At 71.2% G+C, this 22,597-nt stretch carries 28 protein-coding genes; 14 read left to right on the top strand and 14 right to left on the bottom strand.

The features are described 5' to 3' along the window. Positions 1-8 precede the first annotated feature (8 nt). Positions 9-1,133, bottom strand: a complete 1,125-nt coding sequence (locus tag ABGB05_RS25155) for a DNA alkylation repair protein (protein ID WP_347656017.1) — start codon at positions 1,131-1,133, stop codon at positions 9-11. A 132-nt stretch (positions 1,134-1,265) separates the two neighbouring features. On the opposite strand from ABGB05_RS25155, the gene ABGB05_RS25150 reads away from it, so the two are divergent. From ABGB05_RS25150 to ABGB05_RS25135, 4 genes are all read left to right on the top strand, one after another. Then, complete coding sequence (locus ABGB05_RS25150; protein ID WP_347656015.1) at positions 1,266-2,108, top strand: helix-turn-helix transcriptional regulator; 843 nt, start codon at positions 1,266-1,268, stop codon at positions 2,106-2,108. A 46-nt stretch (positions 2,109-2,154) separates the two neighbouring features. Then, positions 2,155-2,796: a hypothetical protein gene (locus ABGB05_RS25145; RefSeq protein WP_347656014.1), complete on the top strand. Its 642-nt coding sequence runs from the start codon at positions 2,155-2,157 to the stop codon at positions 2,794-2,796. A 158-nt stretch (positions 2,797-2,954) separates the two neighbouring features. Continuing rightward, on the top strand, positions 2,955-3,692 hold the full coding sequence (locus tag ABGB05_RS25140; protein WP_347656087.1) for an SDR family oxidoreductase: 738 nt from the start codon (positions 2,955-2,957) through the stop codon (positions 3,690-3,692). 49 nt (positions 3,693-3,741) lie between these two features. Continuing rightward, positions 3,742-4,395 carry a hypothetical protein gene (locus tag ABGB05_RS25135; protein ID WP_347656012.1) on the top strand — a complete coding sequence of 218 codons (654 nt, stop codon included), beginning with the start codon at positions 3,742-3,744 and terminating at the stop codon, positions 4,393-4,395. Positions 4,396-4,432: 37 nt separating this feature from the next. Here the strand turns inward: ABGB05_RS25135 and ABGB05_RS25130 are convergent, their stop codons facing one another. The 3 genes from ABGB05_RS25130 to ABGB05_RS25120 are packed head-to-tail and all read right to left on the bottom strand — an operon-like array spanning position 4,433 to position 6,736. Next, the gene (locus tag ABGB05_RS25130) at positions 4,433-4,831 is read right to left on the bottom strand and encodes a hypothetical protein (RefSeq protein WP_347656011.1); all 399 of its coding nucleotides are present in this window, start codon (positions 4,829-4,831) and stop codon (positions 4,433-4,435) included. Next, complete coding sequence (locus tag ABGB05_RS25125; protein WP_347656009.1) at positions 4,821-5,483, bottom strand: response regulator transcription factor; 663 nt, start codon at positions 5,481-5,483, stop codon at positions 4,821-4,823. The genes ABGB05_RS25130 and ABGB05_RS25125 overlap by 11 nt, the downstream gene beginning before the upstream one ends. Continuing rightward, positions 5,480-6,736, bottom strand: coding sequence for a sensor histidine kinase (locus tag ABGB05_RS25120; RefSeq protein WP_347656007.1), 1,257 nt, complete (start codon positions 6,734-6,736; stop codon positions 5,480-5,482). The genes ABGB05_RS25125 and ABGB05_RS25120 overlap by 4 nt, the downstream gene beginning before the upstream one ends. A gap of 209 nt (positions 6,737-6,945) precedes the next feature. On the opposite strand from ABGB05_RS25120, the gene ABGB05_RS25115 reads away from it, so the two are divergent. After that, positions 6,946-7,515 carry a DUF1772 domain-containing protein gene (locus ABGB05_RS25115; RefSeq protein ID WP_347656005.1) on the top strand — a complete coding sequence of 190 codons (570 nt, stop codon included), beginning with the start codon at positions 6,946-6,948 and terminating at the stop codon, positions 7,513-7,515. Next, positions 7,512-8,000 carry a hypothetical protein gene (locus ABGB05_RS25110; protein WP_347656004.1) on the top strand — a complete coding sequence of 163 codons (489 nt, stop codon included), beginning with the start codon at positions 7,512-7,514 and terminating at the stop codon, positions 7,998-8,000. Before ABGB05_RS25115 ends, ABGB05_RS25110 begins: the two co-directional genes overlap by 4 nt. 10 nt (positions 8,001-8,010) lie before the next feature. On the opposite strand, the gene ABGB05_RS25105 is transcribed toward ABGB05_RS25110, so the two are convergent. Continuing rightward, positions 8,011-8,556, bottom strand: coding sequence for a hypothetical protein (locus ABGB05_RS25105; protein WP_347656002.1), 546 nt, complete (start codon positions 8,554-8,556; stop codon positions 8,011-8,013). A gap of 108 nt (positions 8,557-8,664) precedes the next feature. Between ABGB05_RS25105 and ABGB05_RS25100 the strand changes: the two genes are divergently transcribed. Beyond that, a complete protein-coding gene (locus ABGB05_RS25100; RefSeq protein WP_347656001.1) occupies positions 8,665-9,159 on the top strand; it encodes a TspO/MBR family protein in 495 nt (164 codons plus the stop codon). A 69-nt stretch (positions 9,160-9,228) separates the two neighbouring features. On the opposite strand, the gene ABGB05_RS25095 is transcribed toward ABGB05_RS25100, so the two are convergent. Then, positions 9,229-10,029 (bottom strand): SDR family NAD(P)-dependent oxidoreductase, encoded by an 801-nt coding sequence (locus tag ABGB05_RS25095; RefSeq protein WP_347656000.1) that lies wholly within the window; start codon positions 10,027-10,029, stop codon positions 9,229-9,231. An 85-nt stretch (positions 10,030-10,114) separates the two neighbouring features. Between ABGB05_RS25095 and ABGB05_RS25090 the strand changes: the two genes are divergently transcribed. Then, positions 10,115-10,798 carry a TetR family transcriptional regulator gene (locus ABGB05_RS25090; protein ID WP_347655999.1) on the top strand — a complete coding sequence of 228 codons (684 nt, stop codon included), beginning with the start codon at positions 10,115-10,117 and terminating at the stop codon, positions 10,796-10,798. On the opposite strand, the gene ABGB05_RS25085 is transcribed toward ABGB05_RS25090, so the two are convergent. After that, positions 10,770-12,347 (bottom strand): serine/threonine-protein kinase, encoded by a 1,578-nt coding sequence (locus ABGB05_RS25085; RefSeq protein WP_347655998.1) that lies wholly within the window; start codon positions 12,345-12,347, stop codon positions 10,770-10,772. The two genes, ABGB05_RS25090 and ABGB05_RS25085, sit on opposite strands and share 29 nt — an antisense overlap. Before the next feature lie 214 nt (positions 12,348-12,561). Here ABGB05_RS25085 and ABGB05_RS25080 point away from each other — a divergent pair, with 214 nt between their 5' ends. Then, positions 12,562-13,293: a hypothetical protein gene (locus tag ABGB05_RS25080; protein WP_347655996.1), complete on the top strand. Its 732-nt coding sequence runs from the start codon at positions 12,562-12,564 to the stop codon at positions 13,291-13,293. A 33-nt stretch (positions 13,294-13,326) separates the two neighbouring features. Here the strand turns inward: ABGB05_RS25080 and ABGB05_RS25075 are convergent, their stop codons facing one another. The 5 genes from ABGB05_RS25075 to ABGB05_RS25055 all read right to left on the bottom strand — a co-directional run bounded on the left by ABGB05_RS25075 (position 13,327) and on the right by ABGB05_RS25055 (position 18,724). Next, positions 13,327-14,745 (bottom strand): WGR domain-containing protein, encoded by a 1,419-nt coding sequence (locus ABGB05_RS25075; RefSeq protein ID WP_347655995.1) that lies wholly within the window; start codon positions 14,743-14,745, stop codon positions 13,327-13,329. Between the two features lie 704 nt (positions 14,746-15,449). After that, positions 15,450-15,779: a hypothetical protein gene (locus ABGB05_RS25070; protein ID WP_347655993.1), complete on the bottom strand. Its 330-nt coding sequence runs from the start codon at positions 15,777-15,779 to the stop codon at positions 15,450-15,452. 73 nt (positions 15,780-15,852) lie between these two features. Continuing rightward, positions 15,853-18,090, bottom strand: a complete 2,238-nt coding sequence (locus tag ABGB05_RS25065; protein ID WP_347655992.1) for a hypothetical protein — start codon at positions 18,088-18,090, stop codon at positions 15,853-15,855. Positions 18,091-18,143: 53 nt separating this feature from the next. Next, entirely contained in the window at positions 18,144-18,416 is a 273-nt protein-coding gene (locus tag ABGB05_RS25060) for a hypothetical protein (protein ID WP_347655990.1), read from the bottom strand. Further along, the gene (locus ABGB05_RS25055; protein WP_347656085.1) at positions 18,416-18,724 is read right to left on the bottom strand and encodes a DivIVA domain-containing protein; all 309 of its coding nucleotides are present in this window, start codon (positions 18,722-18,724) and stop codon (positions 18,416-18,418) included. Before ABGB05_RS25055 ends, ABGB05_RS25060 begins: the two co-directional genes overlap by 1 nt. 364 nt (positions 18,725-19,088) lie before the next feature. On the opposite strand from ABGB05_RS25055, the gene ABGB05_RS25050 reads away from it, so the two are divergent. The 4 genes from ABGB05_RS25050 to ABGB05_RS25035 all read left to right on the top strand — a co-directional run bounded on the left by ABGB05_RS25050 (position 19,089) and on the right by ABGB05_RS25035 (position 20,596). Beyond that, positions 19,089-19,322, top strand: a complete 234-nt coding sequence (locus ABGB05_RS25050; protein WP_347655989.1) for a winged helix-turn-helix domain-containing protein — start codon at positions 19,089-19,091, stop codon at positions 19,320-19,322. 19 nt (positions 19,323-19,341) lie between these two features. Then, a complete protein-coding gene (locus ABGB05_RS25045) occupies positions 19,342-19,560 on the top strand; it encodes a winged helix-turn-helix domain-containing protein (protein ID WP_347655987.1) in 219 nt (72 codons plus the stop codon). Positions 19,561-19,623: 63 nt separating this feature from the next. Further along, positions 19,624-19,881 (top strand): winged helix-turn-helix domain-containing protein, encoded by a 258-nt coding sequence (locus ABGB05_RS25040; protein ID WP_347655986.1) that lies wholly within the window; start codon positions 19,624-19,626, stop codon positions 19,879-19,881. Between the two features lie 496 nt (positions 19,882-20,377). After that, on the top strand, positions 20,378-20,596 hold the full coding sequence (locus ABGB05_RS25035; RefSeq protein WP_347655985.1) for a winged helix-turn-helix domain-containing protein: 219 nt from the start codon (positions 20,378-20,380) through the stop codon (positions 20,594-20,596). Positions 20,597-20,631: 35 nt separating this feature from the next. On the opposite strand, the gene ABGB05_RS25030 is transcribed toward ABGB05_RS25035, so the two are convergent. Then, positions 20,632-21,594 carry a nitronate monooxygenase gene (locus tag ABGB05_RS25030; protein WP_347655983.1) on the bottom strand — a complete coding sequence of 321 codons (963 nt, stop codon included), beginning with the start codon at positions 21,592-21,594 and terminating at the stop codon, positions 20,632-20,634. A gap of 205 nt (positions 21,595-21,799) precedes the next feature. Between ABGB05_RS25030 and ABGB05_RS25025 the strand changes: the two genes are divergently transcribed. Further along, positions 21,800-22,063 (top strand): hypothetical protein, encoded by a 264-nt coding sequence (locus ABGB05_RS25025; protein WP_347655982.1) that lies wholly within the window; start codon positions 21,800-21,802, stop codon positions 22,061-22,063. 37 nt (positions 22,064-22,100) lie between these two features. Here ABGB05_RS25025 and ABGB05_RS25020 read toward each other — a convergent pair whose 3' ends face one another. Continuing rightward, entirely contained in the window at positions 22,101-22,271 is a 171-nt protein-coding gene (locus ABGB05_RS25020) for a hypothetical protein (RefSeq protein ID WP_347655980.1), read from the bottom strand. Positions 22,272-22,597: the final 326 nt, after the last annotated feature.

Here is a 22,597-nt window from a genome sequence, read left to right as displayed (position 1 = left end):
CGCCACGGTCACTCTCTTGCGGCGTCGACGTCCGGCAGCAGGGTGAACTCCGTACGCCCGGAGGCGACCCCGTTGACCTGGAGTTCGATCGCGTGTGCGCCCGGGTGGTAGCGCCGGGTGGTGATCTGCCGGAACGAGTGCTCACGGACCAGCCGACGCTGCTCGCCCGGGGCGAGGATCATGGTGGTCAGCTTGAAGGTCTTGCCCCGCTGGCTGCCGTTCGCCTTCCTGTGGTGCACGATGTAGTCGACCGCGAGGGTCACCGGCCCGGTGCCGGTGTTGGTGATCGTGGCGGTGAACCCGACGCTGCCGCCGAACGGGATCTCCGTCGCCGCCAGCGCCGGCCCGACCACCTCGACCGGTGCCGACGCGGTGAAGCCGAGCAGCGCGAGCGCCCCCGGATGCCCCTGCTTGACCAGGGTCCGCAGCCCGTGCCGGACCACCCGGTCGGTGTTCTCGTCTGGCGCGGCCAGCCAGGACCGGGCCGTCTCGGCGACGATGTCCGGTTGCTGTCGGCTCAGGTCGTTCAGGTGGTTGGCGACCGACCGTCGGACGTACTCGCTCTCGTCCCGGTAGAGCGCGTCGAGGATGGGCAGCGTGGCCCGGGGGTCGGTCAGGATCCCGGGGACACGTTTCGCCCACGGCAGGAACGGCCGGGTCCCCTCCGAGGCGAGTCGCCGGACGTCCGGGTCGGGGCTGTCGGTCCAGCCCCGGATGATCGCCAGGGCCCGGTCGAGGTCGTGGTGGAGCAGCGTACGGAGGGCGAACTCGGCGGTGAGTCGGGAGGTGAGGTCGGCGAGCAACGCCATCGCGTCGTCGAAGGCTGTGAGTGTCCCGTCCGCTACCGCGGCGGCGGCGACCGCCTCGGTCACCGGCCAGACCAGCCAGCCGTGGAACGGCAGGGCGCCGTCCCGGGCCGCCCGGATGGTCCGGGTGAACGTGGCGTAGTCGCCGGGCAGGTCCCGCCGCAGCGCCTCGCCGAGCAGGTCGCTGCGTTCCCGCAGGGAGCGGCCGGCCAGGTCGCCGGCGGCCCGGCGCAACGCGGACAGCGGCGCCTGCGGCGCGACCGCGGCGACCGCGCTCACCAGCGCCCTGGCGGTCTGCGCACCGATGAGTTCGTCGGCGAAGGGCATCTGCTGCTCCCGGGTGGTCCGTTGATCGGCGCGGACCATTCTGCGCGCCGGGTACGACGGTCGCCAGGGTCTCGCCGCCTGGGTGCACCACACCCTGCCAGTCCTGGACCAGAAGCGTTTACGCTGGTCAGCATGGCCGGCGCTGCCCGCGACAGCAACCCGCTCGGCGACTTCCTCCGGGCCCGGCGGGCCGGGGTCGAGCCGACCGAGGTCGGCCTGCGCGGCGGTGGTGACCGCCGGGTCGCCGGGCTGCGCCGCGAGGAGGTCGCCGTACTGGCCGGGGTGAGCGTCGACTACTACGCCCGGCTGGAACAGGGCCGGGAGCGGAACCCGTCACCGCAGGTCCTGGAGGCGATCGGCCGGGCACTCCGGCTCGGACCGGACGCCCGGGGACATCTGTTCCGGCTCGCCGGACTCAACCCGCGGCTCGGCCCGGACCGGGCGGCGGACCGGGTCCATCCCGCGCTGCGGCAACTCCTGGACGCCTTCCCGACCTCGGCCGCCTACGTGCTCGGTCCGGCGTTCGACGTCCTCGCCGCCAACGGGATCGCCGCCGCGCTGCTGAGCCCGTTCGCCCCGCAGACCAACATGGTCCGGGCGTTGTTCCAGCATCCGCAGGGACGGATCGTCTTCCCGGAGTGGCCGACCCTGACCGAGAACGTGGTGTACGCACTACGGCTCAACGCCGGCCTCTTTCCGCGTGACCAACAGTTACGGGCCCTCGTCGACGAACTGCGGCGGGACTCGGTGGAGTTCCGGTCACTCTGGGCCGACCAGCAGGTACGCGGCCTGGGCCGGCTGTTCAAGGTCTTCGTCCACCCGGAGGTCGGCCGGGTCGAGTTGACGTACCAGACGTTCGACGTACGGGACGCCCCCGGTCAGCAGCTTCTTGTCGGTACGCCGGAGCCGGGCAGCCGCAGCGCCGAGGCGCTCACCTACCTGGCAGCGACGCGGGTCACGTCACAGCACCAGTAGGTCACGTCACGGCAGCACCACCAGGAACGGGGACTACCATCCCGCCATGGCACTGCTGCACCGGGCGGAGATACGTCCCACGAAGCTCGAACTGCTGGCCGGCTGGCTGCCCGGCCGTGACTGGTACCAGGGTCGGCCCGGCGCCGAACTGGTCCGGGTGGCGGCCTACCGCTTCGACGACCCGGCCGGCCGGGTGGGGATCGAGACGATGCTTGTCAGTTTCGGTGACGGGCCGGTGCTCCAGGTGCCGCTCACCTACCGTGACGCGCCGCTGGACGGTGCCGACGGTTGGCTGATCGGCACCACCGACCATTCCGTGCTCGGCCGGCGCTGGGTCTACGACGGCTGCGGCGATCCGGTCTACGCGGCCGCGCTGGCCGACGCGGTCCTCGCCGCCACCGGTCAGGCGGAAGAGCACTTCGAGGTGGCCGGGAAGCGGGAGGTCCGGGCACCGAGCATGGCGATCGCCAGCAGCGGTGACCCGGGTACCGAGGTGCCGCACCTCGGCGAGCACCGGCTGGTTGTCGAGGGTGAACCGACCCGGATCGTGACGGATCCGGTGGAGCTGGCCGTGGTCCGTTGCCTGGCCGCCGACGGCACTCCCCCGACCGGCACCGGCGCCGTGCTGACCGGCAGCTGGGACGGGCAGCCGACACCGCTGCCGCTGGCGTACGCCGCCCTGCGCTGAGCCGTCCCGGCCCCCGGGTGACCTGGGCCGACAGCACCTGCCAGGGTGTGCCGCACCCCGGAAGACCGACCCTTCTTCCGGGGCCACCGTCGACGCACGATTGCTCCTGGCCGCCGAGCACGCGGCGACCGCGACAGCGACCAGGAGTTTTCGTGACCATGACAGCGAACACCAACGGCAAGATCGTCCTGATCACCGGGGCGAGCAGCGGAATCGGGGCGGCGACCGCCCGCCGGCTCGCCGCCGACGGACACCACGTCGTGCTCGGCGCCCGACGCACCGACCGGCTCGCCGCCCTCGCCGCCGAGATCCGCGCGGCAGGCGGGCGGGTCGACCACCAGGAGCTGGACGTGACCAGCCTGGAGAGCGTACGGAGCTTCGTCGAGGCCGCCCACCGGCGGCACGGCCGGATCGACGTACTGGTGAACAACGCCGGGGTGATGCCACTGTCCACCCTCGACGCACTGCGGGTCGACGAGTGGAACCAGATGATCGACGTGAACCTGCGCGGCGTCCTGCACGGGATCGCCGCCGCGCTGCCGCTGATGAAGGCCCGGGGCAGCGGTCACGTGGTCAACGTCGCCTCGACGGCCGGGCACCGGGTCGACCGGACCGCCGCCGTCTACTGCGCCACCAAGTACGCGGTCCGGGCGCTGTCCGAGGGGCTGCGGCAGGAGAGCCGGGAGATCCGGGTGACCGTGGTGAGCCCCGGCTTCACCGAGTCGGAGCTGACCGACCGGGGTGGCGACCCGCAGGTCCGGGCGGCCGTACGGGCGGCGGCCGAGCAGCTCGCCATTCCGGCCTCCGCCATCGCGGACGCGATCGGATACGCGATCGCCCAGCCCGGCAACGTGGACGTCAACGAGATCGTGGTCCGCCCGACCGCCCAGGGCTGACGGTCCCCACGGTCGGCGTTGTCGTAGCGGCTGTCTACCATCCCGTCGCATGGGGACGACCTATCAGACCGTGCTGGCGACCGGCCCCCTCGACAATCTCCGCCACGCGCTGACCCTGCTCCGGCGGGAGGCGTACGTGGTGCCGGTCGCCGAGCGCCGCTGGGCCGTCCTGCCGCGCGAGGACGAGCACGGGTACGCCGACACCGACGAACTGGCCCGGCTGCTGAGCCTCGTACCCGGCTGCTCCGCCGCGAGCTTCGACGTCCACGACTCCGACGTACTGAGCGTCGGCCTGCACCACGACGGCGACAAGGTCCACTCCTACGTGTCGGACCGGTCGTACGTCGTGGAGTGGTGGGACGACGACGACAACGAGTGCTGGATCGGCCTCGACGGCACGGTGTACCCGGAGGACGGTCCGCTGCCGCCGCCGGGGCCGGCCGGCGACGACCCGGCGTCGTTCGCGCCGCTCGGCGTCGGCGACGTCGACCTGGTACGCCTGCACGCCGCCCTGCGCGGCGACGTGTCCGAGCACGATTCGTCGCGGTTGCGCGCCGAATGCCAGCACCACGAGATCCTGGCGGCACTGAACCTGGATCCGGGCCCGGCGACCGAGGCGTTCCGGCACTTCACGCCGGAGAGGTTTCCGGCGGCGGTCCGGGTTGGCCCGTTCGCGGCGGAGCCGGCGGGCTCCCCGCCCTGATGGCTCGCCGGCCCCGCCTGGTCAGCCGGTCCGGCGGTCAGCCGTGCTGGCGGACGTAACCCAGCTCGAAGTCGAGATTCCAGGTCGTGCCGTCCTTCGACATCTCCCACCGGGCGTCGACGCTGTTGCCGTCGGCGCCGAGCGTGCCGGTGAACCGCTGGTGGAAGCCGGGTGCCTCGCGCCAGATCCGCCAACCGCCGTCCGCGAACGTCATCCGGTAGACCCGGTGCACGCCCCGGCCGTCGGTGTAGAGCATGGTGAACTCGCCGGTCGTGTCGTCGAGCCCGATCAGCGCGTACATCGGGAAGGGCGCGTTGTCCCGCCACTGCTGTGGCGTGCCGTCCGGGATCGTGTCGACGTCGGTCACCTGCCGGATGAAGAGCCCGTCCGGCTGCCAGGCGAACTCGCCCCTGGCGGGCCGGTGGTCAGGTCTCACCGGGGCGGACCAGCCCACTCTCGTAGGCGATCACCACGAGCTGGGAACGGTCCCGGGCGTGCAGTTTGCTCAACAGCCGACTGACGTAGGTGCGGGCGGTCTCCGGGCTGAGGTACAGGGCGGCGCCGATCTCGGCGTTCGACCGTCCGGCGCCGACCTGGGCGAGAACGTCCCGTTCGCGGTCGGTGAGCCCGGCGAGCCGGCCCGGGTCGGCGACCGGTGACCGGGCCACCGCGGCGAGGACCCGCCGGGTGACGGCGGGCGACAGCAGCGCGTTTCCGTCCGCGACGAGCCGGACGGCCTCCCGGAGCGCGTCCGGCGGGGTGTCCTTGAGCAGAAAGCCGGCGGCACCGGCCCGGATGGCCTCGAACAGGTACTCGTCGTCGTCGAAGGTGGTCAGCATGACCACCCGGACGTCGGCCAGTTTCGGGTCGGCGAGGATCTGTCGGGTCGCGGTCAGCCCGTCGGTGCCGGGCATCCGGACGTCCATCAGCACGATGTCGGGTCGTTCCGTCCGGACGACGGCCAGCCCCCCGGCACCGTCGCCGGCCTCGCCGACGACGGCGATCTCGGGAGTACGTTCGAGCAGCGCGCGGAGTCCGGTGCGGACCAGGTGCTGGTCGTCGACGAGGACGACCCGGATCGGGGTCACGTCCGGCTCCCGGGCAGCGGCAGTCGGGCGTACACCCGGAAGCCGCCGCTCGCCACGGTGCCGGCGGTGCCGCCGTTGCCTGTGGTGGTGATGGTGTCGGCGGTTCCGGTGGTGCCGGCGGTTGGGGTGTCGCGGCCGGGTCCGATGGTGCCCGCCTCGACGGTGCCGCCGAGCAGGGTGACCCGCTCCGCCATGCCCCGCAGCCCCTGCCCGGCCGTGCCGGGCGGTCCGTCGGGGCCGGGTGGGACCGCCCGCGCGCCCCGACCGTCGTCGACGACCTCCAGCGACAGTTCGGCGCCGGTCACCCGGACGGTGACCTCGACCCGGGTGGCTCCGGCGTGCCGCAGGGTGTTGGTCAGCGCCTCCTGGACGACCCGGTAGGCGGTGGTCCCGACGACGGTCGGCAGCGTGTCGACGTCACCGGTGACCCGCAGCTCGACCGCCAGCCCGCTGTGGCGGACGCCGTCGACGAGGGTGGCCAACTGGTCGAGGCCGGGTGCCGGTTCGCGGGTGCCGGGGTCGCGGCGCAGCGTACCGAGGGTGGCCCGCAGCTCGGCCATGGCGGAGCCGCCCGCCGACCGGATCGCCGCCAGCGCGTCTCGGGCCCGGTCGGGTCGACTGTCGGCAAGTGCCTCCTCGGCGACCGCGGACTGCAGCGTGACCACGGACATGGTGTGTCCGAGGGTGTCGTGCACCTCGCGGGCGATGCGGAGCCGTTCGGCCTCGACCTGCCGGGCGGCCTCCCGGCGGCGTTCCTCGTCGGCGACCGCCGCCTGCCGGGCCAGTTCGGCCCGGAGTGACCGCCGGTTGCGGACGGCGTCGCCGAGGGCGATGACCGCGAGGATCAGTGCCGCCTCGGAGCCGAGGTCGAAGCCGACGACGATCGAGACGTCGTCGCCCTCGACCAGGCGGGCGCCGACCGAGACCGCCAGCAGCACCGCGCCGACGACGGCCGCCGCCACCGCCTGGCCACGTTCCGCCGCCCGGTACAGCACGGCGGCGGCCGGCGCGGCCAGCCCGATCGGCGGCAGGTCCAGCATGTAGTAGGCGACGATGCCGAGCGCGGTGACCAGCAGGGCGGGCACCGGCCACCGCCGGGCGCAGAGCAGCAGGGCGCCGAGTCCGACCGCGAAGCCGTAGGCGAGGGCGGCCCGGCCGGGTGCGGCGTTGTCGGTCACCACGGCGGCGGCGACCAGCAGGAAGGTGGCGGCGCCGAGCAGCGCGTCGGTCCGGGTCGGTGGGGTGGCCTGCACGCAGCCGAGCGTAGGCCGGCCCGGGGTGAGACCGCTGTCGTCGCCGGGCGTCAGTTCCGGGATCCGGCGTACGTCGAGAAGCGACCCCGGATCGCGCCGCCGCGCGGCAGACGGTCGCGGTACGGCTGCCTAGCGTCGATGACGGCTCGACAGAGCCGCTTTGTCCGACAACTTCCGAAGGGATGCACACAGTGTTACGCACCCGATTGATGTGGTTTGCTCTGATCGCCCTGGTCTGGACGGCGATGATGTCGTTCGGCGGGGTGGCCGCCGAGACAGTGATGCTCTATCCGAACATCTTCGGTGACGCGCCCGCCTCGCTGGACCGGGCCCGGGAGTTCCTGGTCGCTGGCGGGCCGAGCGACTACTTCCCGCCGCTGGGCGCCACCGTGGTGCTCAGCAGCCTCGCCGCCACGGCCCTGGCCTGGCGGAACCGCCGGCTGCGCTGGCTGGTCGCCGGAGCCGCCGCGGTTTTCATCGCCTGCGAGTTCCTCTTCTCGGTGGTCTTCTTCTGGCCACGTAACGAGATCATGTTCGTCGACCCGGTCGGCACCCACTCCCCCGAGTACCTGCGTCAGGTCGCCGGCGAGTTCGTCGCCGGACACTGGGTACGCCTCGCCGGCGGCCTGGTCACGGCGGTGCTCGCGTTCACCGCGCTGCTGCGGTTCACCCGCGACACCGCGCCGCGGGCGGCTGCCGTGGCGGACGCGCCTGCCCCGGCGGACGCGGGGGCTCCGGCGGACGCGGGGGCTCCGGCGGACACGGGAGCCGGGCGATGAGCCATGCCGCCCGTACGCCCGGATTCTCCTGGCCGGTGCTGGTCGGGCTCGCCGCGCTGGCCGTACCCCGGGTGGTGCTGCACGACCTCGGGGTGATCGAGGAGGGCAGTCTGGTCAACGGGCTGCTGGTGTTCCTGCCGCCGCTGTGCTGGATCGCGGCCGTGCTGTGGCGTCGCCCGTCCCGCCCGTTCCTGACCGTGCTGCTCGTCGGCGCGCTCTACGGCGTGTTCCTCGCGGTCGGCCACCAACTGCTCTGGGACTCGGCCTTCGGCCAGACCACCCCGGCACTCGGCGGCAACCTCGCCGACCTCGACCCGGGGGCACAGGAGGGCATCCTGCGGACCGCCGCCGTACTCTCCAGCCTCGTCACCGGGGCGTTCGTCGGCGCGGTCACCGGTGCCGTCGCGGCCCTGCTGTGCCGGGTCGTGCCGCCAGCCGACAATGCTCCGGAGCAGGTCGGCCGGCAACTGTCCGACCGTCGGTGACGGTTGCCGGTCAGCCGTCCCGGAGCGTACGGCCGGTGGCGGCGAGCGCCTCCCGGAGGATCCGGACCGCCTTCGGGCCGACTCCGTGCAGCGCCGCCAACTCGGCGGCGGTCAGGTCGGCGACCTGGGCCAGCGTGCTGATGCCGGCTCCGGCAAGTGCCCGGGTGGCGGGTCTGCCGATGGCCCTGGGCAGGTCACCGACCTGACCCGGGGCGGCGGTGCCGGTGGCGGCCACCCGCGCGGCGAGCGGCTCGGGGGCGTGGGCGAGCCAGGCACGCCGTACCCAGTGGTTGAGCTGCTGACCGTTGATGTCCCGCAGCGGCACCAGTACGCCGGTCGCCGTCGTTTCCCCGGTCAGCCGCTCGGCGGTCGGGTGTTCGGCGCACACCTGCTCCGCCTCGGCGGCTGGCAGGTGCAGGCGTACCCGGTTGTCGGGGTCGACCGAGGCGAACTCCCGGTCGTGGACGGTGAAGGTCACCGGGCCGGGCCGGGCGCCACGCTCGACGGTCTCCGGCAGGGAGAGCGCGGTGGTGCGGAGCTGGGCCAGCGTCGTCATGCCGGACACGATCGCATGCCCCTCCGACGACGCCTGCGCCCGGCGGTGGCCGGTTCGTCGCACCGCTGTCGCCGTTTGTCCGGGGCCGAGTCCGGGAACCCTCCCCGGATGGTGACCCACACCCCGTCCCGGCGTCGGACGCCGGCCCGCAGCTGGCTGGTCCTGCTCGGATTCCTGCTCGCGGTCGCGGTCACCGCCGCGATCGGCGGGCTCGGGGTGCAGGGCACCACCGAGGAGTACCAGAACCTCCGGCAACCGTCCTGGGCGCCGCCGTCGTGGCTGTTCGGCCCGGTCTGGACGGTGCTCTACGTGCTGATAGCGGTTTCCGGCTGGCTCTACTGGCGGCGGGCCGGCTTCGACCGGGCACTCGTCGTCTACGCGGCACAGTTGGTGCTGAACGCGATCTGGACCCCGCTCTTCTTCGGTGCCGGCCGGTACGGGCTCGCCTTCGCCGACATCGTCGTACTCTGGCTGCTCATCGGGTTGACCGTGGTGCTGTTCGGGCGCCGTTCCCGGCCGGCCGCGTGGCTGCTGCTGCCGTACTGGGCCTGGGTCACCTTCGCCGCCGCGCTCAACTTCACCATCTGGCAACTCAACGCCTGAGGTACGGAGGCGGCCCGGTCACCGCCCCTCGAGGGACTGGTGACCGGGCCGTGCTCCACGTACCGATGATCAGTTGACGTTACGGATGGTGCCGCCGTCGACCCGCAGGTTGGCGCCGCTGATGTAGCCGGCGAGTGGGCTGGCCAGGTACGCGACGGCGGAGGCGATCTCGTCGGGTCGCCCCATCCGCTGGATGTCGTTGGGCACCAGGTCGTTGGTGGCGGCCTGCTCGATCTCCTCCCAGGTCTCGCCCCAGCCGCGTTCGGGGGCGAGTCCGGTCAGCAGATCCTTGACCGCGTCGACCAGGATCGCGCCGGGCGCGACGACGTTGGAGGTCACGCCGGAGCCGCGCAGTTCACGGGCCAGCGACACCGCCAGGTTGTGCCGGGCGGCGAGGGTGGCGTTGTACTGCGGGTGCTGGAACAGTGGCTGCGTGCCGAGGCCGCCACCGATGGTGATCACCCGTCCCCAGCCGCGTTCGCGCATCTGCGGCACGAGGCGCTGGATCATCCGTACGCCGGAGATGACGTTGCCCTCGTAGGTCTCCGCCCAGCTGTCCGGGGTGGCATCGGTCCAGGAGAGGTGCTTGTAGGCACCGGCGTTGTTGACCAGGATGTCCACCTGGCCGCCGGCCAGCGCCTCCGCGGCCACCTTGTCCGCGCCCTCGTCGGTGGTCAGATCACCGACCGCGACGTCGGCGGTGCCGCCGGCTGCCCGGATCTCGTCGGCGACGGCCCGGGCACGTCCTTCGTCCCGTCCGTGCACGACCACCGCGGCGCCCTCGGCGGCGAGCAGTCGCACCATCGCCACGCCGAGCCCGGAGCTCGAACCGGTCACCAGGGCACGCTTGCCCGAAAGTTGCAGATCCATGAGATTTTCCCCGTTTCGCCTGTGCATCAGTCTGCTATGTCTACAACCGTAGACCTGATGGAAGAAGTAGTCTACGCTCGTAGACATGAGCCACAACGCACCCGGAGCTGGGAAAAGTCCCGGCACCCGACGGCGGGACGCCGCCGCCACCCGAGAGGCGATCCTGCGGTCTGCGCAGGAGTCCTTCACCCGGGTCGGCTACGACGGCGCCGGAGTACGCGAGGTCGCCGGGAACGCCGGGGTGACCGCCATGCTGGTCAACCGCTACTTCGGGTCGAAGGAGCAGCTCTTCGCCGAGGTGGTGGACCGGTCCTTCGCGCCGCGTACCGTCGTCGGCACCGACCGGGAGGCGCTGACCGAGCAGACCGCGAGCACCCTTGCCGCGCGAACCGCGTCGGACGCCGACGACCTCGACCCGTTCCTGTTGATGCTCCGCTCGGCGGCCAACCCGCGGGCCGCCGAGATCATCCGGGCCGGCATCGAGCGGCACGTCGGCAGCCACGTCACCGGCCTGCTCGGCGGCGCGGACGCCGCCGTCCGCGCGGAGCTGCTGCTCTCCCTGATCGCTGGGGTGTGGCTGATGCGCCGGGTCGTCGCGACCCCGGCGCTCAGTGAGGCTGACGAGGAAACCCTCGCCCGCCACCTGCGGGACCTGATCTGGACCCTGGTCGACCCGCCGACCGACTCCGACGAGTCGACCGACCTCGACCCGCCGACAGACCTCGACGCGGAGGCCGACGTTACGGCTGCTGACGACGCAGCCGGGTGAGGATGTCGGCGATCTCCCGGGTCTCCTCGTCGTCGGCGCCGTAGACCAGCAACAGGTCGTCGTGCAGCGGCTGCAGCTCGGCGACCGCCTCGGCCTCCCGCCCCTCCGAGAGCAGCAGCAGACCGATGCTGCGACGGATGTCGAGCGCGGTCTGGTTCGCGTCGCCGCCGTCGTCGCGGACGTGGTCGAGCGCCTGCCGGAACTGCCGCAGCGCCGCCGTCGCCTGCCCCAGCTCCGCCCGGCAGTACGCCGCCTGGCGCAGACAGTCCACCGCGTCCGGGTTCCCGGCCCCGCCGACCCGGGTGTACGCCCCGACCAGCGCGTCGAACTCGGGCAGCGCCCGCCGGTAGTCGCCGCCGAAGAGCAGGCTGGCGGCACGCCGGGCCCGGAGCACCAGCACCTGCCGGCTCTCCATGCCGAGCGCGTCACCGGCCAGGGCGATCACGTTCTCCAGCACCTCGGCCGCCTGGGCGTACCGGTCCTGTTCCAGCAGCTCGGTGGACTCGGCGAGCGCGTCACGGATGGCGTTGCGGAGCGCGGTGTCGACGCGGACCACCACTGGCGGGGTGGCCGGCTCCTCGACCGTCGAGGCAGGCGGCGCGGGGGCCGGCGCCGGACGGGGTGCGTTCGGCCGCCGGTAGAGCAGGGTCGGGTCCGGCATCCCGGACAGCTCGGGTCCGACGGTCGGCGGCTCGGCCCCGGGCGGCGGCAGGAACGGCAACAGGCGCTGGTGGACGGCGTACGCGTCCGGGGGCCGCTGCTCGGGGACCTTCGCCAGCAGTTCCAGGACCAGCCGCTCCAGCTCCTCGGGTACGTCCGTCCGCCACTGCCGCACCGCCGGCGGCGGCTCCTTGACGTGCCGGTACATCAGCTGGAACCCGGTCGCGGCGGCGAAGACGTGCCGGCCGGTGAGCAGTTCGTGCAGCAGGCAACCGAGGGCGTACAGGTCGCTGTGCGGGCTGACCTGGGCGGCCTGGATCTGCTCCGGCGACATGTAGTGGTGGGTGCCAACCAGGCCGCCGGTGCCGGTGAGCCGGGTGACGTCGGTACGCAGGATCGCGGCGATGCCGAAGTCGAGCAGCTTCACCGCACCGTCCTCGGTGACCAGTACGTTGTCCGGCTTCAGATCCCGGTGCACCACCGGTACGGCGTGCGCGTGCGACAGCACGGTGCAGATCTGGGCGGCGATCGCCACCGCCCAGTCGATCGGCAGTGGACGGTCGGGCTGGATGAAGGCGCGCAGCGAGGTGCCGCGGACGTACTCCATCACCAGGTAGACCTGGTCGTGTGGGCGGTCCAGGACGGCGTCGTACACCTGCGGGACGCCGTGGTGCTGGACCCGGGCGGTGACCCTGGCCTCGCGGCGGAACCGTTTGGCGAACTCGTCGGCCTCCTCCGGCGTACCGGCCACGTCCGGCCGGATCAGCTTGACCGCGACCTCACGGTCGAGCACGCCGTCGTAGCCGCGCCATACCTGACCCATGCCACCGGAGTTGATCTCCTCGACCAGTTCGTACCGGCCGGCGATCGGCTCTGCCCGCACCGTCACCCGTGACCCGCCCTTCCCGAGGGGACGTCCCGTACCCGGCGCCAGTGTTCCCGCTACCGCCAGCACCGTCCACACCCACCCACCCGCCCAGCCGCGGTACGGATCACCTACCACCTGATGCCGGGAATGTCGCCGTCCGTGGCTACCGGCTGTTTGCCGACAGGAACGGTAGGGTAGTTCGTTGCGAAGAGTCCGAATTAGGACGGAGGACGCGGTGCGCCGTACTCGTCTCCAGGCCCCGGTCGCGGTGGTGGTCGGCCTCGTTCTGCTGGCCGGCTGTACGACCGACAGCGGCGCCGGTCCGGTCGCCACCGGCGGCGCTCTGACGGCGCCGGCCACCGGCACCGCCGCCACGCCACCGGCAGCAGCGACCTCACCGGCCCGTTCGACGCCGTCACCAACCTCGGACGTGATCGCCGGATCGCTGCTGCTGCAACCCGAGGACCTCCACGGCGCGAAACTCGAGCCGGTGCCGGACGGTGAGAGCGCGCACCTGCGACCGGCCCGGCCGTGTGGCGCGCGCTATCCGAGCGATCGGACCCGGACCGCCGCCGTCGCGATGCGGGCGTACGTCAGCCCGGCCGACGGATACACCCCGCACGTGGTGCTGCAGTACGTCGGCCTGCACCCCGGCCACGCGGACCGGGCGTTCGACGAGATCGCCGAGGCGGTACGGGGCTGCCCCGGCGGCCTCGGGTCCGGACAGCTCCGGTGGGAGGTGGCCGGGACCGGGATCGCCGGCGACGAGTCGCTGCTCGTCCGGGTCTCCGAACGGTTCAGTTACGGGGACGAGGCCCACGTGGTGACGACCCCGACCGTGATCGCCCGGGTCGGCGACCACGTCACCGTTCTCGCCGACCTGGGTTGGGAGAACGCCAGCGGCGACGAGCCGAAGCTGCGCCAACTGGCGGCGAAGGCCGTCGGACGCCTACGTACGACGGGGTGAGAGGCTCGTTCTGTCGAACCGCCGAGACCCGGGTCAGACCAGGCGGCGGATGTCGCCGTACGCGCGGTAGAAGCCGCCCCGGCCCGACTCGCGTACCTCGGTCACCAGGTATCGCACGCCCGGCTGGCGGATGCCCTTCGGGAACTGCACCGACCAGTCCGACCGGTAGCCGCCGGAGACGACGTGCACCCGCAGCCGGCCGCCGACCTCGACACACTCCACCACCACACCGCCGCCCTGGTCGCTGGTCACCTCGACGGTGGTCGACGGCACGACGGCCCGCATCGGCGGTGCCTTGACGTCGACCACGTCGGGAACGGTGCCCTGCTCGGCGGCGCGGATCGCCGTCTCGCTGGCGTCGATGCAGGCCAACGAGCCGTCGGTGGTGACGATGTAGAGCCGCTCCTGGTGGTACTGCATCGAGTACGCCGACCCGCAGCCGGTGCCGAGCTTCCACAGCCGGTTACCGGCCGCGTCGAAGCAGTAGATCGAGGAGTGGCTGTCACCGGCGAAGACGTACCGGCCGTTCTCGGCGGTGGCGCAGGAGTAGACCGGGGCGTCGCAGCGGTAGACCCGCTCCGACCGGCCGTCCTTGCCGAGCCGGACGACCTGGCGGGTGGCCGTGCCGGCGTACAGCATGCCGGGCTCCTGCCAGCCGAACAGCACCGCGCCGGTGGGCTGGTGCCAGACCTCCCGGCCGGTACGCCAGTCGTAGCTGGTCACCCCGCGCGAGTGACCGTGGTGTACGGCGTCGGCGTCGCAGCGCACCATCCAGCCGGAGGTGCCGTTGCCCCGCCGCCGCCAGAGGAACTCGTCCTCGTGGTCGATCGCGGCGATGCCACCGCCCGCGTCGGAGACGCCCAGCACGCCGTCGTGAATGTCCAGCCAGTAGATGTCGATGTCCGGGGCGATCCGGTACGCCAACTGGGGCACCTTGCCGGAGAGGTCGTAGACGTTGCCGTCGTCGCAGCCGGCGTAGAGCCAGTCGTCGTCGGCGACGATGCACTTCACTCCGTCCGGCAGGCCGAACTGCTGCATCACCTGACCATCGTGGCTGAGGGTGGTGATCAGCCCGCTCTCGTTGCCGACCATGCACCGCTCGTCGTCGACGAAGATGCCGAACGCCGGGGCGCCGGAGCGGTACCGCCACAGCACCGGCGCGGTACGCGCGGTGGACCGGGTGCTGACGATCTGTCGACGCGACACGCTGCGCTTCTGGCGTACGCCGGGCGTGGCCGGGGCGTACCCCTTGCGGACCTTCTCGCCGATCTTCTTGGACGCCTCGGCCCGGGCCCGCTGGTTGTCCGGGAACGTCTTGCTCTTGACCTGGCCGGTGTCGCCGATCCGGCCGTACCGGACGGTCAGCTGGGCGTCGTCGACGGTCACCTCGTAGAACTTGTGCGCGCTGCCGTTGTCTTCGGACAGTTCGAGGTACGTCGTCTCCTGCGGCATCGGTGGGACCTTCCGGCGAGGGGGCAGGGCGAGGGTGGCAGATGGTCGGCGCCGGTCACCGGCGCATCGACGGTCGCACCGTATCCACCGCCCCCGACAAACTCGTCCGGCCGGCGGTACGGGAAGGCCGATCAGTGGTTGCCGCGTGTGAGTTCGCACGGTTTGGATGCCACTTCAGATCTGACGACGGCCGCGTACCACGACGCAACCTGTGCTGACCGCGATCCGACCTGGATGGCGCATGCCCGCCCACGGCGCAGGCTGGTCAAGCTACGGGTCGGGCGGCGAGTCGGTGGGGACCTGACGACCTGAAGGAGTTCGGGGCATGACAACAGACGGCTTGGACGCACCGGTTCCGGACGTGGCCGCGCCCGGGCAGCGGGTCCTCGACCTCCTGGACAAGGCGATCGCTCTCCAGACCCCACTCGTGCGCAAGCACATCGCCCGGGCCCGCCAGCGGAAGCCGGAGGCGACGCCGGCAGGGGTGGTCCGCAACCTGGAACGGATGTACGTCAGCGCGCTGACCGGTACGGGTGCGGCGGTCGGCGGGGCCGCGGCGGCGCCCGGTGTCGGCACGGGCGTCGCGCTGGCACTGACGGGCGGTGAGGTTCTCTCCTCTCTCGCCGCTCGCCAGCGCATTGACTGTCCTGCCTACGCCGACTCTGTTCGAAGCGGCGTACAGTGCGACCGCGCCTGCCGAGATCTCAACCCTCGGGAGTACCGTCTTCTGCCCACCGTTGTTCGGTCAACCGACGGCCGAACGCGTCGTTTCGCAACTCGCAGGCGAGCCGGCCGTTGCGGTGCCACTCGCGGGACTCGACGAGGATGCCGAAGCGGTACGTGTCCTCCGTCCGGACGCTTCCGTCCTCGTGAAAGGTACGCTCGGGGCCGTCCTGCACACCGTTGCGATAGGTGGACTCTGCCAGGAGCACTCCCTCCGAGTCGACCTCGACGGCGACGCCGGTGAAGAGTTTGCCACGGTAGGTGAGCCGGTCGTCGTCGTTGAAGTCGGCCTCGTCAAGCAGCACCCGCATCTTTGCGCACTCCTGTGGTCAAGCTGTTGTGCCATGGTGCCGATGCCGCCCGGAAGCCACCCGCGACGCCCGCTCAGCCCTTGCCCCGCTCGTCACTCTCGCCGTGCCGGGACAGGAGGCCGAGGGCACCGACTGCGGCGGCGAGGGTGGCGGCGGTGGCGAGGGGGCGTACGCCGTCGCGGTCGCGAAGCAGCAGCTGGCAGGTGTCACCGGTGTAATGGGCGGCGACGGGCTGGCCGGCATGATGCCGGGCGAGTCGACGTAGCAACGGGACCGGGTCGTCGACAATCATCGGGGTCGGACACTGCGGCACCGGGATCGGTTCGATCGGGTCGTCGGGCACCGAGCCGGCGATGACCAGTTCCAGATAGTCGAGGCAGAACGCGGTCGCGGCCTCCGGGGTGGACCGGGTGGGCGGGTCGGCCGGAGTGATCACCCCGCTGGGCGGGCCGATGCTGACATCCCAGCGTTCACCCTGGATGAGCCGCAGGTCGCCGGCGTTGCGCACATGGTCGACGATCGTGACCGTGGCCGCCAGCCGCAGTCCGAGGGCGAGCCGGATCAGGTGTGCCAGCGGCGGTACGTCGGGTCGGCGGGCGAGCACGAACAGCCGGGCAGCGGGCCGGCCCCGGGCGGCGTTGGAGACGTACTCGGTGAGTGGGTCGTCCCCGGCCCGGTGCAGGGTGACGGTGCCGTGTCGCAGACTGTGGTCGAGGTCGCCACCGCCGTCGAGTTCGGTGAGGTCGTCGGGGCGTACGCCGAAGTCGCCGGCCCGCTTCCCGAGCCGGAACTGGGCGGGGAGCTGGTGCAGCGGTTTGCCGCCCGGGTGGGTGGCGACGTGCGGGGCCAGCACCCGGTCGCCGAGCTGCCAGGCATGCTCCCCCACCGGCCGCTTCGAGTCGTCCAGTTGCAGGGTGAGCCCGCTGGCCAGCCAGCCGGCCTCGTCGACCCGCCAGTTCAGGTGGACGACCCGACTGCTCAGGTCGGTCAGGATGATGCTCACGTCCCGGTACAGCCGACGGCTGCCGCCGCAGGTGTCGCAGCGGAACGGCGACGGGGCACGGCCGGCGCCGGCACACCGTGGACAGTCGGGCTCGGCGACTCCGGTGCCGAGCAGGCAGTGGCAGCGGCGGAGTCGACTTGTCGGGTCGCAGTCGGGACACTCGACGTACGGGACGGGGCGGCCCTGCCACGACGGCGCCGGCGGCTGCCAGCCGCGCTCGACAATGATTCGGCTCCGTTGGTGGATCTGGCCGGTCGGCGATTCGCTGAGGATCTCGGTGGTGTCGGCGACCTGGAGGCTGGTGTGCCACCAGCGGCCGTCGCGCCAGATCGCCTGCGCGCCAGCGGTCGGCGTGCCGGTGGAGACGTCGACGCAGTCGGCGATGATTCGCCGTTCGAGCTGGTCGAGGTCGATGTCCGGGGGTTCGGCCGGGGGCCGGTAACCGCTGGCGAGGTGGTGGGCGGGTGCGGTCCGGCCCCGTTCCTCCAGGCCGTAGCAGGCGTCCAGGTCGCTGGTGCCGGTGATCGCGGCGGTGAGATCGTCGGCGTGGCAGCGCGCCTCGGTCGGGACGGGTCCGCCGGCGACCTCGTACCGCAGGTGCCAGGTCAGGTCGTCGACGGTCCGGATCCGGCCGGCGTCGACGGGACGGCCATCGACCCGGCGCGCCCCGACAGTGCCGGCCTCGACACGGCGGGCCTCGACACGGCGGGCCTCAACGCGGCGGGCCTCGATGACCAGGTCGAGGCAGAGCAGGTCGGCGAGTCGGCAGAGTCGGGCCAGCTCGGCGGCCGGGTCGCGGGGCGGTTCACTCGCCGTGCGGCCGAGGTAGAGCCGCCACGGATCATTGGACCGGCGGGCGATCGCGTCCGCCTCCAGCACCTTCCGATCGGAGGCGGGCAGGTCCGGCCGCCACTGCTTCGGCAACATGACCAGCGGCCCGTCCGGCGAGCCGGACCCGTTCACGTCGGTCCAGGAGGTGGCGCCGACGCGGGCGGCCAGGTCGCGCAACAGCGGGGCGACCGGCAGATACCAGCCCGGATCATCCTCGGGTCCGCGCGCCGGTTCCACCACTCCGGGTACGACGTTCGCCGAGGCCACCGCCCCGGTGTCGAGGTTCGCCACGGTCAGGACCAGCTGGGCCCGTCGCCGGCCGGTCTGCCGGCAGTCGTGGCACGGTCGGCCGACGGTGCCGACCCCGTCGCACTCCAGGCAGTTGTGGTACGGCTCCCCCGGCGCCCGATCATCGTCGCTGACCAGCATTTTGTTGCCGTAGTAGGTGCAGCGGCAGCGGACGAGGATAAAACTCATCCCGTCACACTCGCGGCACAGCATGACCGGCGGCCCGTCCGGCACGGTGGCGGTCACGACCCCGCCTCCGTATCCGGCTCCGACTCGACGGTTCCGCAGGGTGTCTCGTGTTCGGCACGCAGCACACAGCGCCGGCCGCCGGACAGGAGCCGGTCGCAGAAGAGTCGGGACTGCACGCCCTGGTTGTCCTCCGCCGAGACGGTCGCCTCGGCAACATCCACCTGGGGCAGTCGGTCGAGGGTCCGGGCCGCCGTCCGGGCGAACCGCCGGGCCGCGGTCGGATCCGACGCGGTGAAGGGCACGTGTACGACGTACCGGTCCGTCATCAGCGCCCCGCCAACTCGCGGGCGGTCGGCGCCTGCCGGGACTGCCAGCGTCGCAGCGCCTCCTTGATCCGGGCGTTCTGCTCCCGGACACTCGCCAATTCGGTGTACGCCCGCGCCAGGTCACCGGCGACCTGGTCAAGAAACTGGGCCACCTCGTCCGGGTCGACTCCCCGCCGACCGAAGCCGACTGGGGTGAACCGGCGAGCCCGCACCTGCGACGGCCACAGCGGCCGGTACGCCTCCGACCGGTACGCCGACCCGAGCCGCCGCCGGTCCCTTCTCAGTCGTCGTAACAGCAGCACCCGCACAACCTTCACCAACTTCCGGGTCGTGGATCAGGACATGGACGGGTGACCCCGGCCCGGAACCGGGAGGGGACGCTCCGGACCGGGGTCACCCCGCCCCACCACCGCAGCCAACAGCGGCGAGTACGGCAGCAGGGCGCGTCTCGGGGCCGACACGACTGGTGGGGTGATCACCAGCCGTGTCGGCATTCGCGGATGCCCAACCGGAGGGCCGGTTGCCTACCAGGCTTTCCGTTGCCAGGCGTCCCGCAGAGGCAACTTACAATGCAAAGCATGGGAGGGCAAGAGCTAAGCATGCAAAGCAGGCAAAGTCTTGAGGCTTTGTTGGCGATCATGAGAGGATGCAGGGGCCTACCAGGAAGTTGCCATGCCCCGTATCTCAGATCGCCAGCGCATCGCACAGGACATCCGCGAGAAGATCGCCTCGGGTGAATACAAGCCCGGCGACAAACTACCCTCGCTCCGTGAGTTGATCGTGCTGTACAAAGTGTCCGCCGAGCCCGTCCGCTCCGCTCTGTTGATCCTGCAAGCCGAGGGTCTTCTGGAGGGACACCAGGGCAAGGGCGTGTTCGTGACCGGTAAGGCTGAAGATCCTGACTGAACCTCATGGACGCCGAGCCATGCTCAGGCCGAACTATCAGCGTGTCGCCGACGACCTGCGCAACCAGATCACGTCTGGTGTGCTCGGTCCCGGCGATAAGCTGCCCTCGATCAGGCAACTCCAGGCCAAGTACGGAGTCGGCAACAACGCCGTCCACATGGCGATCGTCATCCTGAAGTCCGAAGGACTGGTCTACGGCCACCAGGGCAAGGGCGTCTTCGTGTCCGAGCCCGAGTAGCCAACGCGCAACGCCAGGCAAGCTCTCCGTACGGAGTGAGGCCCCCGCTCTACAACCAGCCAGATGGGGTTCGGCCCGGGCGACGAGATCGATCACGGCGCCTCGCTTGCGCCGTACAAACAGCTCGCGGCGATCCTCACCGCCCGGACAAAGCGCGGAGACTGGCAGCGCGACCGAGCCATCCCGAGAGAACAGCAACTCGTCCAGCAGTACGGCATCGGCCGCGCGACCATCCGGCGTGCGAGCGCCCTCCTGGTCGAGCAGGGCGTGTTGTCCGTCGTACCCCAACGCGGCACCTACGTCCGCCGGTCTGACGGGTAACGCGAACCCAGCACTACTCGATCGAGCGTGCGGGCCACGTCCAGGGCAAGCCGCCAGGCAGCAGTCGAACCCGACACGGTATAGAGCACGTGTACCGCCGGGCCGTCTGGGTGACCAGTGCGTGATGCGCCGCCGGTCCCTCCTCAGTCGTCGCAGCAGCACCCGCACAACCTTCACCAACTTCCGGGTCGTGGATCAGGACATGGACGGGTGACCCCGGCCCGGAACCGGGAGGGGACGCTCCGGACCGGGGTCACCCCGCCCCACCACCGCAGCCAACAACGGCGAGTACGGCAGCAGGGCGTGACTCGGGGCCGGGACGGACAACCCGTACAAGCCGACCGCCCCGACCGGGAGGTGAGCGCCCCAGGTGCCATCCGGGGGCGTCGCGATGAACCTACAATCGCCACCGATTGTAGGTCAAGAGATACCAGCAACCGGTTGAGGTTGGAGGTGGAGTCGTGATCAAATGGGCATGCCATCCGGGGAGTGTGTTATGCCCAAGCAGCAGTACCAGGTGCTCGCAGACGAACTACGCCAGAAGATCGAGTCAGGAGAGTGGCCACCGGGCACGAAGTTGCCCAGTCGCTCTCAACTCTGCAAGGAGTACAACGTTTCCGACACCGTCGTCGGCAAGGCCATGATGATCCTTCGGGCGACCGGTCTGACCGAGACCCTTGAGGGTGTCGGCGTGTTCGTGGCTGAGCCCAAGTAGTCGCCCGCCGCACCCGTTCGGGCCAGCGCGTTCGGTCAGCGTCTTCCGGCTCTGGCCAGGGCGATCTCCGCCTGGTTGGCCAGGGTGGTGACAAGGTCGGCTGCCGACGGCAGGTCGGTGATGAGGTCGACGGCTTCGCCGGCCCAGACCGGGAGTGGAGGTATCGCGCCTCGCGCCACGTCGGCCTGGTACTCCTCTCTCACCTGGGGGTCGCCGACGAGTTCGGCCTCACGGCCACGCCACCGGTCAAGGTAGGGATGACCGAGAGTGCGCGCGGGGTACTTTGACGGCCATCGGGAGCCGCGCGCGATGTCGAGCACGGTGTTGCGCTCGGTGTCCTCCCCTCGCCCTTCGACGATTGCCTTGGTGATCATGGGGTCAGCCAGGGCCTCTGTGGTGGCCTGGAAGCGGGTGCCGATCAGGGCGCCGGCAGCACCCAGGGCCAGGGCTGCGGCGAGGCCGCGCCCGTCGGCGATGCCACCGGCCGCCAGCACCGGCACCGGCGCCGCGAGGTCCACTACCACGGGTACGAACGGCAGTGTGGACCGACCCCGCCGGCCACCATGGCCACCGGCTTCGGTGCCCTGCGCCACGATGACATCGGCGCCCAGGTCCACGGCCTGCCTGGCCTCCTCCAGATCGGTGACCTGGATGATCAGGACGGCCCCCGCTTCGCGGACAAGTTCCACGTACGGGCTCGGGTCGCCGAATGACAACATGACCGCGCGGGGACCGTACTCCAACGCACACGCGACCGCGCCAGCGTCGATCCCCCAGGTCAGAAAGCCGACGCCCCACGGCTGATCGGTACGCGAAGCGACAATCCGCGCCTCACGATCCAGCCACTCCCGATCTCCGAAGGCCGCACCGAGCATTCCGAGGCCGCCACTGCTGGAGACTGCCGCCGCCAGGGCACCACCGGCCGACCCGCCCATCGGGGCCAGGACGATTGGGTGCCGTATCCCGAACAACTCCGTGAACTCCGTCGACAACGCCATGCTCGCATCATCGCCTTGTCTCGTTGGATCTGACAGCACGGGTCCGGACCGGACTCCGCAATTCTCCGTTCGGGTCAACCAGGGGCTGCACACCTTGACCATCTCGGATAGTGTCCGACCAACCACGCACTGGCGATGCCTCGCCTCATGCGCAGGCGCGTCGACACCGCGTACGTCAGCATGGCCGGTAACCGGGGAGGACCGAATGGCCAGCATCGAGGAAGTCAAGGCAGCGCTCATCCAAGCCGCTGAGCAGGGATCGAGCAGCCTGAACCAGATTCGCGCCGCCGCCGAGCAGACCGAGCAGGTGCTCACCCGTTTGCGGGCAGTCGCCGCCGGCACCGGTCACCCCAAGGTCGCCGAGGCCATCCAGCGCGCCGAGCAGACCAAGCAGCGCCTTGCCGAAGCAGCCACCATGATCCAAGGCAGCGCCGCCGCAGCCCGCGAGTACGTCAGCGTACTCGGCTAACCGCGAAGTTAACCGGCAGGCAGGCCCGGCACCGCAGTCATTTCAGCACCGAGGGCAGCGTGGCGAGCACGCCCCATGCGCTCCCTCCTCCGACCAGTAGCGCGGCTGGCCACGTGCCTCCGGCCGCCAAGGTCAGACTGGCCGCCAGCGCAGCGGCAACGATCATCGCGACCAGGACGAGTGCGGCCTTCGTGTCAAACAGCTTCATCGGTTCCTCCGTTCCGCCCGGCCGTAGCGTCCGCTGTGGCCAACACGAATATGCCGCGCTGCCAGCGGAAACAACCCGAATCCGAACGATGTCGAAGGATTCCGAACACGCCACCTTTCATGAGGCATCGACGCTAAGGGCTAGGGTGCGCCTATGAGTGAGGAGTCAGCTGGTGGCGACGAGAACGATGTGTGGTCAGTGAGGTGATCTCAGCAAGGATCCGGGGGCGGTTCGGGATGACACGGGCGTACCGTCCATAGCGGACAGCTTTTGATAAGGACGTGGAGCCATCGGTAGACAGGTTCTTGCGACGGAATCGGTCTCCG

It is taken from the genome of Plantactinospora sp. B5E13 (genome assembly GCF_039871775.1).
Classification (GTDB): Bacteria; Actinomycetota; Actinomycetes; order Mycobacteriales; family Micromonosporaceae; genus Plantactinospora.
Note: the sequence above shows the minus strand (reverse complement) of the source record. Positions and strands in the feature narration are given on the sequence as shown.